This window comes from Blautia sp. AF19-1 (assembly GCF_003479155.1).
Classification (GTDB): domain Bacteria; phylum Bacillota; class Clostridia; order Lachnospirales; family Lachnospiraceae; genus Fusicatenibacter; species Fusicatenibacter saccharivorans.
Genome location: NZ_QUGQ01000002.1, coordinates 86,038 through 103,462 on the forward strand (window position 1 = coordinate 86,038; position 17,425 = coordinate 103,462).

Annotated in this window: 13 protein-coding genes, 1 other RNA gene and 1 riboswitch; all 14 genes read left to right on the forward strand. The window is 49.2% G+C overall.

Features of this window, described 5'->3' with window-relative positions:
* Positions 1 to 29: 29 nt before the first annotated feature.
* The 14 genes from DWX26_RS01535 to DWX26_RS01600 all read left to right on the forward strand — a co-directional run bounded on the left by DWX26_RS01535 (position 30) and on the right by DWX26_RS01600 (position 17,364).
* Positions 30 to 818 carry an ATP-binding protein gene (locus DWX26_RS01535; protein WP_022462428.1) on the forward strand — a complete coding sequence of 263 codons (789 nt, stop codon included), beginning with the start codon at positions 30 to 32 and terminating at the stop codon, positions 816 to 818.
* Positions 819 to 833: 15 nt separating this feature from the next.
* Positions 834 to 2,963, forward strand: coding sequence for an acetyl-CoA decarbonylase/synthase complex subunit alpha/beta (acsB, locus tag DWX26_RS01540; protein WP_022462427.1), 2,130 nt, complete (start codon positions 834 to 836; stop codon positions 2,961 to 2,963).
* Between the two features lie 298 nt (positions 2,964 to 3,261).
* Positions 3,262 to 4,203: an acetyl-CoA decarbonylase/synthase complex subunit delta gene (gene acsD, locus DWX26_RS01545; protein ID WP_055226450.1), complete on the forward strand. Its 942-nt coding sequence runs from the start codon at positions 3,262 to 3,264 to the stop codon at positions 4,201 to 4,203.
* Positions 4,204 to 4,240: 37 nt separating this feature from the next.
* Positions 4,241 to 5,596 carry an acetyl-CoA decarbonylase/synthase complex subunit gamma gene (gene acsC, locus DWX26_RS01550; RefSeq protein WP_022462425.1) on the forward strand — a complete coding sequence of 452 codons (1,356 nt, stop codon included), beginning with the start codon at positions 4,241 to 4,243 and terminating at the stop codon, positions 5,594 to 5,596.
* Positions 5,597 to 5,689: 93 nt separating this feature from the next.
* Positions 5,690 to 6,475: a carbon monoxide dehydrogenase/acetyl-CoA synthase methytransferase subunit gene (gene acsE, locus DWX26_RS01555; protein WP_022462424.1), complete on the forward strand. Its 786-nt coding sequence runs from the start codon at positions 5,690 to 5,692 to the stop codon at positions 6,473 to 6,475.
* Positions 6,476 to 6,612: 137 nt separating this feature from the next.
* The gene (acsV, locus tag DWX26_RS01560) at positions 6,613 to 8,538 is read left to right on the forward strand and encodes a corrinoid activation/regeneration protein AcsV (RefSeq protein ID WP_118600600.1); all 1,926 of its coding nucleotides are present in this window, start codon (positions 6,613 to 6,615) and stop codon (positions 8,536 to 8,538) included.
* A 94-nt stretch (positions 8,539 to 8,632) separates the two neighbouring features.
* The gene (locus tag DWX26_RS01565) at positions 8,633 to 9,304 is read left to right on the forward strand and encodes a DUF3786 domain-containing protein (protein ID WP_055226447.1); all 672 of its coding nucleotides are present in this window, start codon (positions 8,633 to 8,635) and stop codon (positions 9,302 to 9,304) included.
* Between the two features lie 61 nt (positions 9,305 to 9,365).
* Positions 9,366 to 9,998, forward strand: coding sequence for a cyclodeaminase/cyclohydrolase family protein (locus DWX26_RS01570; RefSeq protein WP_055218112.1), 633 nt, complete (start codon positions 9,366 to 9,368; stop codon positions 9,996 to 9,998).
* 87 nt (positions 9,999 to 10,085) lie between these two features.
* Entirely contained in the window at positions 10,086 to 10,937 is an 852-nt protein-coding gene (locus DWX26_RS01575) for a bifunctional 5,10-methylenetetrahydrofolate dehydrogenase/5,10-methenyltetrahydrofolate cyclohydrolase (RefSeq protein WP_117509041.1), read from the forward strand.
* 171 nt (positions 10,938 to 11,108) lie between these two features.
* On the forward strand, positions 11,109 to 12,578 hold the full coding sequence (gene spoIVA / locus DWX26_RS01580; RefSeq protein ID WP_022461834.1) for a stage IV sporulation protein A: 1,470 nt from the start codon (positions 11,109 to 11,111) through the stop codon (positions 12,576 to 12,578).
* A gap of 104 nt (positions 12,579 to 12,682) precedes the next feature.
* Positions 12,683 to 12,877: non-coding RNA, 6S RNA (gene ssrS / locus DWX26_RS01585), on the forward strand.
* Between the two features lie 70 nt (positions 12,878 to 12,947).
* Complete coding sequence (locus DWX26_RS01590; protein WP_055218365.1) at positions 12,948 to 13,991, forward strand: aldose epimerase family protein; 1,044 nt, start codon at positions 12,948 to 12,950, stop codon at positions 13,989 to 13,991.
* A 575-nt stretch (positions 13,992 to 14,566) separates the two neighbouring features.
* Positions 14,567 to 14,767: riboswitch (cobalamin riboswitch) on the reverse strand.
* Between the two features lie 122 nt (positions 14,768 to 14,889).
* A complete protein-coding gene (locus tag DWX26_RS01595) occupies positions 14,890 to 16,308 on the forward strand; it encodes a SpoIID/LytB domain-containing protein (protein ID WP_158580577.1) in 1,419 nt (472 codons plus the stop codon).
* Positions 16,309 to 16,386: 78 nt separating this feature from the next.
* On the forward strand, positions 16,387 to 17,364 hold the full coding sequence (locus DWX26_RS01600; protein ID WP_118600602.1) for a LacI family DNA-binding transcriptional regulator: 978 nt from the start codon (positions 16,387 to 16,389) through the stop codon (positions 17,362 to 17,364).
* Positions 17,365 to 17,425: the final 61 nt, after the last annotated feature.

Sequence of the window (17,425 nt, forward strand, 5' to 3'; positions counted from 1 at the left end):
CCGCCCTTTTTGAAGTGAAAAGGTGTAAAATGAAAATAGCAGTAACTGGAAAGGGTGGCGTAGGAAAAACAACCATCGCAGCGACCCTTGCAAGACTTTATGCAGAAGAAGGCCATCCGGTTCTGGCTGCAGATGTCGATCCGGATGCCAATCTGGGCCTTGCGCTTGGATTTCCGGAAGAAATCCTCGATTCGATCGTTCCGATTACCAAAATGAGAAAACTGATCGAAGAGCGCACCGAGGCAAGTGCAGACAACCGGTTTTACAAAATAAATCCGAGAGTAAGTGATATTCCCGATAAATACAGCAAAGAGTACAACGGAGTCAAACTCCTGACGCTTGGCACCGTGGAGACGGCCGGAAGCGGCTGTGTCTGCCCGGAGCATGTGATGCTGCGGAGAATCATCAACAGCCTGGTCCTTCACAGAGGGGATGTTGTCATCCTCGACATGGAAGCAGGCCTTGAGCATCTGGGAAGAGGAACGACGGAGGGCATGGATATGTTCATCGTAGTCATCGAGCCGGGTGCAAGAAGTATTCAGACCTATAAGAATGTCAAACGTCTGGCCGAAGAGCTTGGCGTTCATCAGGTTCATGTCGTGGCAAACAAAGTACGCGACGAAAAAGATGAGGCATTCATACAGGACCGTATCCCCCCGGAGGATCTTCTGGGCATGGTCCACTACAACCCGGAAATTATGGAAGCGGACAGGGAAGGTTCGTCTCCATATGATTACAGCGCGGCTGCAGTAGAAGAGATACGGAAAATAAAAACAAAAATCGATAAGTCAAACATGCCTGGCATGGAAAAAGTGTGATAGGAGGAAAAACACATGACATTATTCGAGAGAGTATTTGGCGGAAATGATGCAGTATACGGTCTTACCGAAGCTGCCGTTGATGCCGCAATCGCAGCAAACGGAGAGGAAAAAGCAGTCAGCTTCCCGGACACTGCTTACGCACTTCCGTGTTACTATGCTGTAACAGGAGTAAAGGTTACCAACTTAAAAGAGATGAAAGAGGCTCTTGGCGTGGTAAAATCTCTGATGACAAGAGAAAATCAGCTGAATGATGTATTTATGTCCGGTGTTGCAACTGCACTCTGCGCAGAGTTCATCGAGGCAATTAAATACATCGACGGTGCAAAACCATATGATGAGCCGTGCTACGGCCATTTAAGCGATGCCATCATCCGTGAGCTTGGTGTGCCGCTTGTAACAGGCGATATCCCGGGCGTAGCTGTTATCCTTGGAAGCGCTCCGACCGCACAGGAAGGCGTGGATCTGGTTAAGAGCTATCAGGCACAGGGTATTCTTGTAACACTGGTTGGCGGAATCATTGATCAGTGTCAGGAACTGGGATACAAGACCGGCGCAAACGTACGTGTCATCCCGCTTGGAAAAGACGTAACATCTGTTATCCATGCTGTATCCGTAGCAATCCGTGCAGCCCTGATCTTCGGTAACGTAACTGCAGGCGATGCAGGCGCACTGATGACCTACACCAAAGACCGTGTACCGGCATTCGTAAATGCTTTTGCTCCTCTGGATGATGTGATCGTTGCATGCGGCGCTGGTGCGATTGCACTTGGCTTTCCGGTTATCACAAACGATGACAAAGACGTTCCGGCTATTCCGAAGAGCCTTATTATCCAGAAGGACGTTTCCAAATTCAACGCAACTTCTCTGGAAGCACGCGATATCAAGATCAAAATCACCAACATTGATATCCCGGTTGCATTCGCATCTGCATTCGAGGGTGAAATCATCCGCCGTGGTGATATGCAGGTTGAGTTTGACGGTTCCCGCGTAGACTGCTGCGAGCTGGTTCAGACAAAAGATGCTTCCGAAGTAGAAGATCACAAGATCGAGCTGATCGGACCGGACATCGACGAGTTCGAAGTAGGTTCCAAGCACAGCATTGCATACGTTGTTGAGGTTGCCGGAAAGAGCATGCAGCCGGATTTCGAGCCTGTATTTGAGCGTAAATTCCACAGCTACCTGAACTGCATCGAAGGTGTGATGCATACCGGACAGCGTGATATGATCCGTATCCGTGTCAGCAAAGAAGCTTTCAACGCAGGCTTCCGTGCAAAACACTTCGGAGAAGTTCTGTACGCACAGGTGAAGAACGAGTTCGAGGCTGTTGTTGACAAATGCCAGGTTAAGATCTACACCAATCCGGAAGACTGTACCAAGATCCGCCACGAAATTGCAATCCCGGTATTCGACAAACGTGACGAGCGTCTGTCTACCATGACAGATGAATCCGTACCGGTATACTACAGCTGTATCATGTGCCAGGCATTCTCCCCGAGCCATGTATGTGTTGTTACACCAGAGCGTCTCGGACTTTGCGGTGCTGTTTCATGGCTGGATGCAAAAGCTACCAACGAGCTGGATCCGAACGGACCTTGCCAGGTTATCACAAAAGAAAAAGTAATCGATGAGAGAATCGGTGAGTACGAGGATGTTAACGAGGCTGTTCGTAAACTTTCCCAGGGTGCTCTTGATGATGTATCTCTGTACTCCATCATGGAAAAACCAATGACATCCTGCGGATGCTTCGAGTGTATCTGTGGTATCGAGCCGTTCTCCAACGGTGTCTGCATCGCAAACCGTGAGTACGCAGGCATGACTCCTCTGGGAATGACTTTCTCCGAGCTGGCTTCCATGACAGGCGGCGGTGTTCAGACTCCTGGATTCATGGGACACGGCAAACACTTTATCGCTTCCAAGAAGTTTATGAAAGCAGAAGGCGGTGTTGCCCGTATCGTATGGATGCCGAAAGAGCTGAAAGAGCAGGTTGCAGAGAAACTGAATGAAACAGCAAAAGAGCTGTACGGTATCGACAACTTTACCGATATGATCGGTGATGAGACCATCGCAGAAGATCCGGAGACACTGGTTGCATTCCTGACCGAGAAAGGTCATCCGGCACTTGGCATGGATCCAATGATGTAATTCGTATTTTACAGGCTTATCCTGTGAAAGAATAAGCAGACCGGCATGGCTTGGGAGGGGATTCCAAAGCGGAGGAGGAAGCCCTTTCCGGCACATGCCGGCAGCTGTAAAGTGATTTTCTGGGAAAAAACGGCTGACGAAAAGAAAACGGATACTTTTTGTCAGAAAATCTTGGAAAATATCCTGGTAAATCTTGCATTCTCCGGGAAAAAACGTTAAAATAATAACAGGTGTGTCCATGAAGCGGAATCATGGAGATATGCCTGTATGGAATTTTATTTTTAAGGAGGCTTTTTTTATGCCGTTTAATCGCAAACCACAAAAGTTTAATGCAGCAATTAAATCCGTTGTAATCGGCAGCGGAGACAAAACCGTAACTCTTGGCGGAGAAAACGTATTACCATTCTATGCTTTCGACGGTGAAATCAAAAACGGACCGAAGGTCGGCGTTGAAATCACAGACCTTGGTATGGAAGGAGAACCGGAAAGCGTAAAAGCATACTATGAAGGTGCAGCTACCATGGGCGAGATTGCAAAAAAAGCAGCAGCTATGGAAGGTGCAGATTTCCTCTGCCTTCGTCTGGCAGGCGGAGACCCGAACGGTCTGAACAAATCGGTAGAAGAACTCATTGAGACAGTCAAAGAGGTTGCTGATGCCGTTGACGTGCCGCTTGTTGTAGAAGGATGTAAAAACGTTGAGAAGGATTCCGAACTGCTCACAAAAGTAGCAGAGGTCCTTCAGGGAAGAAACGTTCTTGTTATGTCCGCAAGAGAAGAAGATTACAAGGCAGTTGGTGCAGCCGCAGGTCTGGCATACAACCAGAAAGTCGGCGCTGAGTCCGCTGTAGATATCAACCTTGCAAAACAGCTGAATGTTGTTATGACCCAGCTCGGTGTCAGCGCAGACAGCATTGTTATGAACGTAGGTTCTGCAGCAGTCGGATACGGATATGAGTACGTAGTATCTACACTGGACCGTATCAAAGCAGCAGCATTATCCCAGGACGATAAAATGCTGCAGATGCCAATTATTACTCCAATCGCTTCTGAGACATGGAATGTAAAAGAGGCAATGGCAACAGAAGAGGAATCTCCGGAATGGGGAAATCAGGAAGTACGAGGAGTCTCTATGGAGATTCAGACAGCAGCCGCATCTCTGGCTTCTGGTTCTGATGCAGTTATCCTCAAACATCCACAGTCTGTTGCAACCATTTCCAAAATGATTCAGGAACTGATGTAATCAGTACGTAAGGAAGAGATTAGGAGGATAAAGAATTATGGCATTATCAGGTATTCAGATTTTTAAAATGACCCCAAAGAAAAACTGTAAGGAGTGCGGATGTCCGACCTGTATGGCATTCTCCATGAAGGTTGCACAGGGCGCTATGGATATTTCAGCGTGCCCATATATGTCTGACGACGCTATGGCACAGCTTTCCGAAGCTACCGCACCGCCAATGAAGACGATCAAAGTCGGAACCGGCGACAGTGAGTACACTCTTGGCGGAGAGACGGTCCTCTATCGTCATGAGAAAACATTTGTAAGCAAAACCCGTTATGCGGTATCTCTCTGCAGCTGCATGTCTGACGAAGAGATCGATGCAAAACTGGAAGAAGACAAAAAAGTTGATTACGACCGTATCGGTGAGCGTATGTGCGCAGAGATGCTGTATGTAAACTATGCCGGAAATGGCGTAGACAAATACGTATCTCTTGTAACGAAAGCAGCAGCAACCGGAAAAGTTCTGGTACTTGGCTGTGAAGACGCAGATGCTGCAAAAGCTGCTCTGGAAGTATGCAAAGCAGGCAAACCGATCCTGAATGGTGCAAATGCATCCAACTATGAAGAGATGAGCAAACTTGCCACAGAGGCAGGCGTTGTTCTCGGCGTTAGCGGCGCAAACATTGATGAGCTTCACGACACCGTAGAAGCAATCGAGAAACTCGGCAACAAGAACCTTGTTCTTGATACCACAGAAGCGACCATCAAAGAGACTTTCGCTACTACCGTACAGGTAAGACGTGCATCCTTAAAGGATACAGACCGTACCTTCGGTTATCCGTCTATTGTAAATCTGGCAAAAATCGCACAGGGCGACAGATATATGCAGCAGGCACTGCTTTCCCTGTTCACCATGAAATACGGTTCCATCATCGTTCTTGAGGAGATGGGATACGCAGAGGCACTTCCGGTATTCGGACTTCGCCAGAACGTATTTACCGATCCGCAGAAACCGATGAAAGTAGAGCCGGGCATCTACCCGCTGAACGGCGCAGATGAAAATTCGATCTGCCTGACCACAGTAGACTTTGCCCTGACCTATTTCCTGGTATCCGGAGAGCTCGAGAGATCCGGAGTTCCGGTTAACCTTGTAATCAACGATGCCGGCGGACTTTCCGTACTGACTTCCTGGGCAGCAGGTAAATTCTCCGGTAACTCTATCTCCAAATTCTTCAAAGAGAATGTAGAAGATAAAGTAAAATCCAGAAAAGTTATCATTCCTGGTAAAGTAGCCGTATTAAAGGGCGACATTGAGTCCAAACTTCCTGGATGGGAAGTAATCGTTGCTCCGCTTGAGGCAGTTCAGCTTGTGAAATTCATGAAAGATCTGCAGGCAAACGGAGAACTGTAATACATAAAAAATCCGGGAGGAACTCCGGTATCCGGAAGTTTCTCCCGTGAAAAAATAATTATGGGGGATTCCCAAAAGAAAAGGAGAAGAGATATGGCAAAATTTGTAACCATCGGCGAAAGACTTTCTGTTACAGCTCCTACTGTAAACAAAGCATTCGCAGCAAGAGATGAAGAGCCAATTTTAAAGAGAGCAAAACAGCAGTTGGATGCTGGTGCCGTTTACCTTGATGTAAACATCGGACCGGCTGAAAATGATGGAGAGGACATTATGAAGTGGGCTGTTGAGCTGCTGCAGAGCAATTTTGACAATGTTCCGCTGGCTCTGGATACATCCAACAAAAAAGCAATTGAGGCTGGTATCTCTGTATACAATCGTTCCAAAGGAAAACCGATCGTAAACTCTGCAGATGCTGCAGGAAGAATCGAGTACGTTGACCTTGCGGCTGCAAACGATGCAATCGTTATTGCACTTTGCAACGGTGAAGGAATTGCAAAAGACAACGACGAGCGTATGATGTACTGCCAGACCCTTCTGGAAAGAGGTATGGAGCATGGTATGGAGCCGACCGATCTGTGGTTTGACCCGCTGTTTCTGGTTGTAAAAGGAATGCAGGACAAACAGATGGAAGTTCTTGAGTGCATCAAGATGTTCAGCGATATGGGACTGAATTCTACCGGCGGACTTTCCAACAACTCCAACGGTATGCCGAAAAACATCCGTCCGATCATGGATTCCGCACTTGTAGCTATGGCTATGATGCAGGGTCTGACCAGCGCCATCGTTAACCCGAATGACCTGAGACTGATGGAGACCATTAAATCCTGTGACGTATTCAAAGGCAACACTCTGTATGCAGATTCTTATCTGGAGCTTTAATCTTTAAATCTCGCAGGTTTTCCCCTGATGGTGCCGCAGCGTTTGCGAAAACCTGAGGCACCATCAGGGGTTTTTCTATCTAAAAGCGGAAAAATAAAAAAAGCGGAGAATATATACGACTGGGGGATTTACAGATTATGGCAAAAGTAACCTTTCGATTTGAAGAAGGAGAACCGGTAGTCACCTACGCAACCGAGGGTGAGCGCCTTCTTGAAGTAGCGCAGAAGAGCAATGTGCCGATCGATGCACCGTGTTCCGGAAACGCATCGTGCGGTAAATGCCGCGTTCGTCTTGTGAGCGGTGAGCTGGATTCCAAAATAACCCGCCATATTTCTGAGGAAGAATATCAGAATGGCTGGAGACTGGCGTGCGTCAGCACCGTCAAAGGCGATGTTGAAGTGGAAGTGCCGGACATTGCATCCGCTTACCGGAGCCGCATGAAAGTGGCAGACCTTAGTTCACCGAGTGAAATTGCAATTTTTGAAGATACGAAAAAGAAAATTACAGACGCCGGCCTGGAATTGAAAAACAGCATGCAGGTGATTACAATCTCAATGGAAGAGCCTACTCTGGATGATACGATGCCGGATAACGAGAGAGTAACCTGGGCTGTACAGGCAGCGACGGGGCTTGAACGGGTACGGATTCCGTACTCTGTACTGAAAAAAATGCCGGATGTCCTTCGGGAATCCCATTTTCAGGCACAGTGTGTCGTCCGGGTTACGGCAAATGACGTCTTTTTATACGATATGCTTCCAATGGAAGCAAAAGCAGTGGTCGGTGGTCTCGTTGTCGACATCGGAACAACGACAGTTTCTGCACTGATCGTGGATATGCTGAGCGGAGAAATCCTGGCAAAAGCCTCTTCCGGAAACGGACAGATCCGGTATGGTGCGGATGTTATCAACCGTATCATTGAATCCCAGAAACCGGGAGGCCATGAAAGACTGCAGAATGCAATCATCAAAGAAACCTTAAACCCGATGATTTCCAACATGTGCCGCGCAGCGAAAATCAGCAGTCAGCAGATTTACCGTGCGGCGATTGCCGGAAACACTACCATGGAGCATCTGATGATGGGCATCAATGCAGATCCGCTTCGGATGGAGCCGTATATTCCTGCCTTCTTTAAAACAAACTCACTGTTTGCATCGGACGTCAATCTTGCGATTCATCCGGACGCCCATATCATTCTGGCACCGAACATCGGAAGCTATGTGGGCGGAGATATTACTGCCGGCGCGTTGGTCAGCATGATCTGGAACCGGCCGGAGATGAGTCTTTTTATTGACCTTGGTACCAATGGCGAGCTTGCATTTGGAAACTCTGACTTTATGGTAAGCTGTGCCTGCTCGGCCGGACCGGCCTTTGAGGGCGGCGATATCAGCTGTGGTATGCGTGCGACCGACGGTGCGATTGAAAAATGTACGATCGATCCGGAGACGATGGAACCTTCGTACCATGTTATCGGAGATGAGGGAACGAAGCCGATTGGTCTTTGCGGTTCCGGAATCATCGATGTAATTGCAGCGCTGTTCCGTGCGAAAATGGTTAATCCGAAGGGAAAATTTATCCGGGAAGGCAGACGGATCTGCCACGACAAATATGGCATGGGAAGCTATGTCATCGCCTTTGAAGAGGAAGCCGGAAGCGTCCGCGACGTTGAGATTACAGAAGTAGATATCGACAACTTTATCCGTGCCAAGGGCGCGATTTTCTCAGCGATCCGTACGATGCTGAACTATCTGGATATGGATGTTTCCATGATCGAGGAGGTTTACGTAGCGGGCGGTATCGGAAGCGGCATCAACATGAAAAATGCCGTTACCATCGGTATGTTTCCGGACATCCCGCTGGAAAAATTCCATTACATTGGTAACTCTTCCCTGACCGGTGCGTACTCAATGCTTTTATCGACAGCAGCAGAGAAGAAAACGTATGAGGTTGCCCGGAACATGACATATCTGGAACTCTCTACGGTACCAACCTATATGGATGAATTTGTAGCGGCGTGCTTCCTGCCGCACACAGACACGACGATGTTCCCGTCTGTGGAAGCATAAAACGGAAGCAGAACTTGCTGTTACGATTCAAGGTGAAACACATGTGGTTTTGCTTTGAATTGTGGCGAACCTTTTTGAGAGGAATTGGATTTACATGGCAGTAGACTTAAATTACGAAAAAGACAGCAAAGAGCGTATTCCGTATGAGCATTATCTGGAAGTGTATCAGAATGCAGATCCAAAAGAGATTTCCAGCCGGTGCGACGTTCCGTATGATGCGGAAAAACAGGAGTTTACCGTTTCCCTGATGGGTGTTTCCTACCGGATTTCGTGGCCGGAGTACAACGTATTTCATATTGGAGATGATGGAAGCGTTTCGCCGATAATTGGCTGGTATCCACTCGAGAAAAAACCGAATGCAAAAATTTTGGTATTGCGTTATCTGACAGAGGGCGGAGCTGCTCCGTCTACCGGAAAATTTTTGACGTACCGGGAGATTCCGTGGGGAGAAGTTTATTTTAAACAGTTCCAGGGAAGATGCCTGTTCCGTCTTGCGTTTGGCTTTGGCGGAAAGCTGGATGCATTCCGTGAAATCATGGAACGTGTCGGCGCTCAGGCGATTTCATCCGGTGATGTCGGATATGAGCTGGAGTTTATGAAAGGGCTTTTTGTACGACTGATTTTATGGGCAGGAGATGATGAGTTTCCGCCGTCCGCGCAGATCCTCTTTTCGGACAATTTCCCGGCTGCATTTACGCAGGGAGAGGATATGGCGGTTGTGGGAGATGTCACAATTGATATGCTGAAGGCTCTGGCTGCAAAATAGTTATGGTTTGAGGCCATCAGGATGGCTTCTGGATCGAAAAAAATAAGCGGAGGAAAATAACATGGGATTTTCAACAGTACCTTGCAATGAGTTTGTAGAAGTGCTCGGTTCCAAAGCACCGGTTCCGGGCGGTGGCGGAGCTTCTGCACTGGTTGGCGCTGTCGGCACAGCGCTTGGCAACATGGTTGGTGCGCTGACAGTAGGTAAAAAGAAATATGCGGATGTCGAAGAGGAAATGAAAGAGCTGATGGCGAAAGCAACCACGCTTCAGGACGAACTGCTTCACCTGATCGAGCGCGATGCAGAAGTGTTCGAACCGCTCTCCAAAGCATACGGCATGCCGCGCGAGACAGAGGAGGAGAAGGCAGAAAAAGCAAGAGTCATGGAGATTGTGCTGAAGGATGCCTGCTCTGTTCCAATGGAAATTATGGAAAAATGCTGCGAAGCAATCGACCTGATCGTAGAATTTGCAGCAAAAGGTTCTGCACTTGCGATCAGTGACGCAGGTGTTGGCGCAGCATTCTGCAAAGCAGCCTTAGAGGGTGCTTCCCTGAATGTATATATCAACACGAAATCTATGAAAAACCGGGAATATGCAGAAGAACTGAATCGAAAATGCGATGAAATGCTTGCGGTCTATACCGTAAAAGCAGACGAGATTTTCCGGAACGTACTGGGAAGACTGAAAGCCTGAAAACAAACGGCCAGAGAAGCTTCCCGGCAGCAAGCGGGTTGCAAAAGGAGTTCTCTTTGACCGAAAAGAAAAGCGGAGGATAAAAAAATGGCAAAACAGTTATTAGGAAAAGAAGTAACAGCAGCATTAAATGAGAAGATCAAAGCAAATGTAGCAGAGCTGGAAGCAAAAGGAGTAAAACCGACTCTCGGAATCATCCGTGTCGGAGAGAGAGAGGATGACCTTTCCTACGAAAGAGGAGCAACCAAACGCTGTGAGACCTTAGGCGTTGCATACGAGAAATTCCTTCTCCCGGCAGACGTTACCCAGGAAGAGCTGATGGCTACCATCGATAAAGTAAACAAAGACGATTCCATCCACGGCGTTCTGATTTTCCGTCCGCTTCCGAAACATCTCGATGAGGCAGCAGTCATCAAAGCACTCTCCCCGGAGAAGGACGTAGACGGTATCACAGACGGTTCCATGGTAGGCGTATTCGCCGGAACAAAACAGGGCTTCCCGCCATGTACTCCGCAGGCCTGCATGGAGATCCTCGACCACTACGGCATCGACTGCACCGGTAAAAAAGCCGTTGTCGTAGGCCGCAGCCTCGTTGTAGGAAAACCGGCAGCCATGATGCTGTTAAAGAAAAACGCAACCGTAACCATCTGCCATACCAGAACGAAAGACATGCCGTCTGTAGTTAAAGAGGCAGATATCGTGATCGTAGCAGCAGGCCGTGCAGGTGTTGTAGATGATACTTACCTGTGTGCAGGCCAGACCGTTATTGATGTCGGAATCAACGTAAACGAAGAAGGAAAACTCTGCGGAGACGTTGCATACGCAAAAGCTGAGCCGATCGTTGAGGCAATCACACCGGTTCCAGGCGGCGTAGGATCCGTTACCACATCTGTTCTGGTCGGCCATGTGGTAGAGGCTGCCATGAGAAAAAACAGCTGATCATAGGCTGAAGATAAGAAAGTGACAGAAAAAAGGCACTGTGCGTCCGAAAAAAGGGCGGCGGTGCCTTTTTTGCGTGCGCGGCAGTGCAGTTTTGGTGATAGGAGAGGGGGCCGGCTCATAGAATATAACAGTACATAGCAACAAAGATCAAAAGGGGGACAATAGCGCATGGATGCATATTCAGTATACCGCGATATTCAGAAACGAACGAAGGGCCAGTTCCTGATCGGAGTGGTGGGGCCTGTACGGACGGGAAAGTCCACCCTGATCCGCCGTTTCCTGGAGGTGCTGGCACTGCCGTATCTTTCGGAAAAGGAACAGGCGGAGGTACGGGATGCCCTGCCTTTAAGCGGGGAGGGAAAGACGATCACAACGGTGGAGCCGAAATTTGTGCCGAAAGACGCCGTGGAGCTGCAGCTTGGGGAGGGCGATCCGATCCGGCTGCGACTGATCGACTGCGTCGGCTTTCTGGTGCCGGACGCGGCGGGAAATCTGGAAAATGAGAAGGAGCGGATGGTGAAAACACCGTGGTCCGAGCAGGCGATTCCGTTCCGGGAGGCGGCGGAGATCGGTACGAAGAAGGTGATCGCAGAACATTCCACGATCGGTCTTATGGTGACGTGCGACGGATCGTTCGGCGAGCTGCCGCGGGAGAATTTTCTGCAGGCGGAGGAACGGACCGTTGCGGAGCTCAAAAAGCAGGGAAAGCCCTTCCTGATTCTTGTGAATGCGAAAAAACCGTACCGGGAGGAGACACAGCGGCAGGTAAAGGAGCTTGAAACAAAATTCGGCGTGGCAGCGATGGCGGTGAACTGCGACCAGCTCCGCAAAGAAGATATTCTGCATATGCTCGAAAAGGTGCTGTATGAGTTTCCGCTTCAGCAGATGGAATTTTATATTCCAAAATGGGTGGAGCTTCTTGCCGATGACCATCCGCTGAAGGCAGAGCTGCTGCAGAAGATCCGTGAGATGTGCAGGGAAAAGACGCGCCTGAAGGATGCAGTGGGCGGAAAAACAGCGATTGCCAGTCAGTATGTCAGCCAGACACTGCTGCAGTCGATGGATCTTGCGAGCGGTACGGTGAAGGTGCGGATTGAGGTGAAAGAGCAGTATTATTATGAAATGCTGAGTGTACTTGCCGGCGTGGAGATCAAAGGCGAGTATGATCTGGTGCAGACGATCCGCGAGCTGTCGGCACAGCGGGAAGAGTACCGCAAGGTAGAGGACGCGATTCATGCGGTGCGCGGATGCGGCTACGGCGTCGTGATTCCGGGGAGGGAGGAGATTCAGCTGGAGGAGCCAGCCGTGATCCATCAGGGAAACAAATACGGCGTGAAAATTAAATCGGTGAGCCCGTCGATTCATATGATCAAGGCCAACATCGAGACGGAGATTGCGCCGATCGTCGGAAGTGAGCAGCAGGCGGAGGATCTGATCGCCTATATCAAAGAGAGCGCAAAGAGCCCGGAGGGAATCTGGAATACCAACATTTTCGGCAAATCCGTCGAGCAGCTCGTTGACGACGGCATCCGCAGCAAAATCGCCCAGATCACCGAGGATGGCCAGGCAAAACTCCAGGATTCCATGCAGAAAATTGTCAACGACAGCCGGGGCGGAATGGTGTGTATTATCATTTAATACAAAAGCTGTTCGAATATTTTTGAGTAATTGTGCAATAATACTTGAAAAGCGAACCAAAATAGCGTATAATCCGAATTGTGAAAAGAAAAGAAGAAAAATGTAACTTCCTGGAATGTTCGATGATCTCATTATTTTGAACCTACATTTACTTTAAACGGGAGGCTTATTATTGTCATGTGGATGTCAGGCCACCCTGGAAACAGACGTCAGTGGAAGGCAGAAATGGTGACTGCGGCTACCCACCTAGCTTGCGTTGCTAGGAGTCAAAGTATGGGAAACGGCATTCCGGGGTTACAAAAGAGAAAAAAGAGAATCATGAAAATGGTTCTCTTTTATACGTTACATACAACCAAAAGGAGAAGGAACATGAAAAAACAGGGTTTTGGAACAACAAAAGACGGAAAAGAAGCATTGCTCTACACGCTCTCCAATAAAAACGGAATGGAAATCAGTGTAACCGATTACGGCGCACATCTGGTATCGGTTCTCGTTCCGGATAAGGATGGAAAGAAGAGAGACGTTGTCCTTGGATTTGACTCCGTAACCGGCTATGAGACCGACGGAAGCCATTTTGGAGCCACCATCGGAAGAAACGGAAACCGTATCGCGGGAGCAGCATTTGAACTGCACGGAAAAACATACCAGCTGGCAAAAAATGAGAACAACAACAACCTGCACAGCGGCCCGGACGGATACGATTACCGCCTCTGGAACGTAGAAGAGGCGGATGACAGCGCCGTTACCTTCGTTCTGATGAGCCCGGACGGAGACCAGGGATTCCCGGGAAACTTTGAAGTGTCCGTTACGTATACCCTGACCGATGAGAACGCCGTAGAAATCCACTATGAGGGAAGCTGCGATCAGGATACCGTTGTCAACATGACAAACCACAGCTACTTCAACCTGGCAGGCCACGATGCCGGATCTATTGAGAACCAGACACTTGTCTTAAAAGCGGAGCAGTTCAGCCCGGTGATCGATTCTGCATCCATCCCGACCGGCGAGCATGCACCGGTACAGGGAACCCCGATGGATTTCACCAGCGAGAAAGCAATCGGAGCAGAGATCGAAGCAGATTTCGAACAGCTCAAACTGACCGGCGGCTACGACCACAACTTTATCCTGGACAAGGCTGTCGAGGGAAGCATTGAGCTGATGGCAGTCGCATCCTGCAAAGAGAGCGGCATCACCATGGAAGCCTTCACGGATCTGCCATGCGTTCAGTTCTACGCCGGAAATTTCATTGCTCCGGTTACCGGAAAGAATGGGGTATTCTATGACAAACGCAACGGCTTCTGCCTGGAATCTCAGTATGTGCCGAATGCCATCAACCAGGAGGGTGAGGAGAAACCGATCCTCGAGGCAGGCGATACTTACGACACCACAACCGTATACAAATTCATTTTCTAAGATCCTATTTTATAGCAATCCTCGAAAATAATGCAAAAAATTCAGCACCGCAGAGCGTGAATTACTGCGTCACAGATTTTCGTCGTACCCCGGTACGCCTTCAAATCTGTTCCTTGCAATTCGCGCTCTGCAGCACTGCCTTTTTTGCATTATTTTCGGGTCTTGCTATAGAAACAGCATAAAAAAGCTCCCTTCCTGCAGCGTCCTGTGAAAACAGGAGCGCAGGCGGGGAGCCTTTTTATGGGAAAATATGCAGAAAACGAATTCTGAAAAAACAGAAAAAGAAAAGACCCTGTTTTCGAATCCAACAGAATCTTACCAGTTATGTCATATTCTTTTCAGAGGTGGGTAACCGCTTCGCCATCTGAATCAACCTGCAAGCGGAATAGCAGACACCTTTAAGCGGAGGATGGCGCCTGACTAAGAACAGGCGAAACCAGAATCTGAAACGGTTTACCCGGCCGTTTAATGCAATGCATAAATCTCGCTCGAAGGTTTCTAAAAATCTAATCGAAAATTTTCAGACATTCCATATCCCATAATAGTCTTTGAATGGAAGCTTTCATCGGAAGCATCAACCCTATGCATACAGAGCAGGTTTCCTGACTTACAGATCATCGTTCCACATTCCTTCTCATATGTTGCGGACATACAATGGATTTGTTATGCTTCACTCCCTGATTACAGTGACCGGATCGCCCAGGAATCTCACCTGAATTCCCTCTCTCACCAAAAGACGGATCTTCTTTTGATGCACTCTGGATGTTGATATGAAATTTATACACAACCATACTATATACCATAGGGCGGTATTTGTCAAGGAAAAATCGCAAAAAGAAAAGGAATCAGACAAAAAGCCGTGTGCATAGAATGAGATATGAAGAGAAAAAATGATAAATTGGAACTGATACTGTTAGGAGTGGGGATTCTCCTGCTGCTGTTATTGTTTGTTGTGAAGCGCCGTCTGGATGCGCCGGAAGAGACAGCGACAGCAGAAAGCAGGACGGAGACGATGGAAGGCAAAAAGCAGGAGGAGACGATACAGAACATGGAACAGGAAAACGCGGCTTTTCTGAACAGTAAAAAGGAAGAACAAAAAGAAACAACGGCAGCCGGACCGGTGCAGATCCGTGTCCTTCTGACAGACTGCGGAAAGCTGGGATACGCACAGAAACAGGTGTCCCTGCGTGGAAACGCAAGCCTTTCCATGAACGACGGCGCATACATAGCTTCCCCGCAGGAGACGATCTGTGTGACGGAACAGGAATGCGGGGAAGTTGTGCATGTGGTGCCGGCCGATGAGACGGCGGGAACGGCGGTTTCCCTTACGGGAAAGCCGGAGGACGAGACGGTTTATCCGGGAAGTTTTGTCATCTATAAAAGCGAAGAGGGACTTCTCGTTGTAAATGAACTTGATCTGGAAATGTATCTTCGGTATGTCGTGCCGAGTGAGATGCCGTCCTCCTATGAAAAGGAGGCATTAAAAGCACAGGCGGTCTGTGCGAGAACGTATGCGTGTGCCAGGATTCGTGAAAAAACGTGGGAGAACTACCACGCGGATGTAGACGACAGCGTGGAAAGCCAGGTCTACCACAATATGGAAGCGCAGCCGGAGACAGACGCTGCGGTGGCGGAGACAGAAGGAAAAATCATCACCTGCGGCGGGGAACCAATTCAGGCGTATTTTTTCTCAACCTCCTGCGGGAAGACGAGTACGGATGAAGTGTGGAATACGGCGGAGACGGCAGAATATCTGAAGAGCGTGACGGTAGGCGGGGAGAAGCAGGAACCGGAGACGGAGGAGGCGTTTGCATCGTTTATCACCAAAAGGGACAGCACAAGTCTGGAAGTGGAGGACGGCTGGTACCGCTGGCAGGTGACGATTCCGGCGGATGTGCTGTCAGAACGGGCAGCGGATCAGAAAATCGGGGAGATCACGGGGATTGAGGTGCGGCGGCGGTCAGAGGGAGGTGCGGCAGAAACCGTCCTTATCGAGGGGGAAAAAGGATCCATGGAAATCGAGGGAGAGTATCAGATCCGAAAGTTCCTCTCGGCGAAAGGCTGGCCGATTCAGAAAAATGACGGAACTGTAAGCTGTGAGATGGAGCTGCTTCCGAGTGCCTGCTTTATCGTGGTTCCGGAAAAAGAAGGGGAAACGGTTGTCTCCTTTACATTTTACGGCGGCGGCTACGGCCACGGCGTCGGCATGTCACAGAACGGTGCGAAACATCTGGCGGAGCAGGGAAAATCGTATGAGGAGATTCTCCGCTATTTTTACCAGAACATCGAAATCGGCGACTGCCGTTCCCTTTTTTAAAAAAATCACCGAAAACAGATTTTTTGTGCTATAATGGGCGAAAGTGAAAAACAGTTAGAAAATGACGAGGAGAGAAACATGGCGACAATCAAGGACATAGCGGCACGCGCCGGCGTTACGGCGACGACGGTTTCCCGTGTGATCAACAACCGCGGATACATCAGTGAAGAGACAAGAAAAAAAGTAACGCAGGCGATGCAGGAGATGAATTACCAGCCGAATGAGCTGGCGCGTTCCCTGGCAAAAGCGCATTCCAATACGATCGGGGTTATCGTTCCGCACATCTCGCACCCGTTTTTCAGTAAAATGATCAGTGCACTCGAGAGCGCGGCGGCAAAGCGGGGCTACAAGATTCTGCTCTGCAACTCGAAAGATCAGCCGGAGAAAGAAACCGAATATCTCGATATGTTCATCTCCAACCGTGTAACCGGCGTTGTGATGGCAAGCCGCGATGTGCAGATTGAAAAGTTTCATGATCTGAAAATTCCGATCGTCAATTTCGAGCGAGAGGAAAATACGGAGGCCATTACAATCCAGTGTGACAACGAGCAGGGAGGAGCGCTTGCAGCATCGCATCTTGCGGACTGCGGCTGCCGCCATCTGCTTCATTTCGGCGGAATCGTCGGAAGAGATATGCCGGCGGACCGGCGTGCGGATGGATTCCTGCGCGTCTGCCGGGAGCGGGGGATTGAAGGGGAAGTTCTTTTGAGTGACCGCTTAAGCTACGGCTCCATGCACTATGAATCCTATATTGAAAAGGGCCTTCTGGAGCACCCGGAGACGGACGGCATTTTTGCAAGCAGTGACCTGATTGCCGCACAGGTACTCCAGCGCCTTTACGCCATGGGAAAACGGGTGCCGGAGGATATTAAAGTTGTCGGGTTTGATGACACTGTGATCGCCGGGATTACCACGCCTTCCATCACGACGATCCATCAGCCGATTGAGGAAATGTCGGAGCTTTCCATTGCGTATATCGACCGGAGAAGAAAGGGAGAGATGGTGCCGAGTGTGACGACCATGCCGGTGAGCCTTGTGGTGCGCGATTCGGCGTGAAACAAAAACGAAAAGAAAACTCTGCGGAAAAAAGAAACCGCGGAGTTTTTTTCTGCCCTGC

What these genes read in the sequence shown, in the direction of transcription:
- DWX26_RS01535 (WP_022462428.1), top strand. Translation starts at nt 30, where the DNA reads ATGAAAATAGCAGTAACTGGAAAGGGTGGCGTAGGAAAAACAACCATC.
- acsB (WP_022462427.1), top strand. Translation starts at nt 834, where the DNA reads ATGACATTATTCGAGAGAGTATTTGGCGGAAATGATGCAGTATACGGT.
- acsD (WP_055226450.1), top strand. Translation starts at nt 3,262, where the DNA reads ATGCCGTTTAATCGCAAACCACAAAAGTTTAATGCAGCAATTAAATCC.
- acsC (WP_022462425.1), top strand. Translation starts at nt 4,241, where the DNA reads ATGGCATTATCAGGTATTCAGATTTTTAAAATGACCCCAAAGAAAAAC.
- acsE (WP_022462424.1), top strand. Translation starts at nt 5,690, where the DNA reads ATGGCAAAATTTGTAACCATCGGCGAAAGACTTTCTGTTACAGCTCCT.
- acsV (WP_118600600.1), top strand. Translation starts at nt 6,613, where the DNA reads ATGGCAAAAGTAACCTTTCGATTTGAAGAAGGAGAACCGGTAGTCACC.
- DWX26_RS01565 (WP_055226447.1), top strand. Translation starts at nt 8,633, where the DNA reads ATGGCAGTAGACTTAAATTACGAAAAAGACAGCAAAGAGCGTATTCCG.
- DWX26_RS01570 (WP_055218112.1), top strand. Translation starts at nt 9,366, where the DNA reads ATGGGATTTTCAACAGTACCTTGCAATGAGTTTGTAGAAGTGCTCGGT.
- DWX26_RS01575 (WP_117509041.1), top strand. Translation starts at nt 10,086, where the DNA reads ATGGCAAAACAGTTATTAGGAAAAGAAGTAACAGCAGCATTAAATGAG.
- spoIVA (WP_022461834.1), top strand. Translation starts at nt 11,109, where the DNA reads ATGGATGCATATTCAGTATACCGCGATATTCAGAAACGAACGAAGGGC.
- DWX26_RS01590 (WP_055218365.1), top strand. Translation starts at nt 12,948, where the DNA reads ATGAAAAAACAGGGTTTTGGAACAACAAAAGACGGAAAAGAAGCATTG.
- DWX26_RS01600 (WP_118600602.1), top strand. Translation starts at nt 16,387, where the DNA reads ATGGCGACAATCAAGGACATAGCGGCACGCGCCGGCGTTACGGCGACG.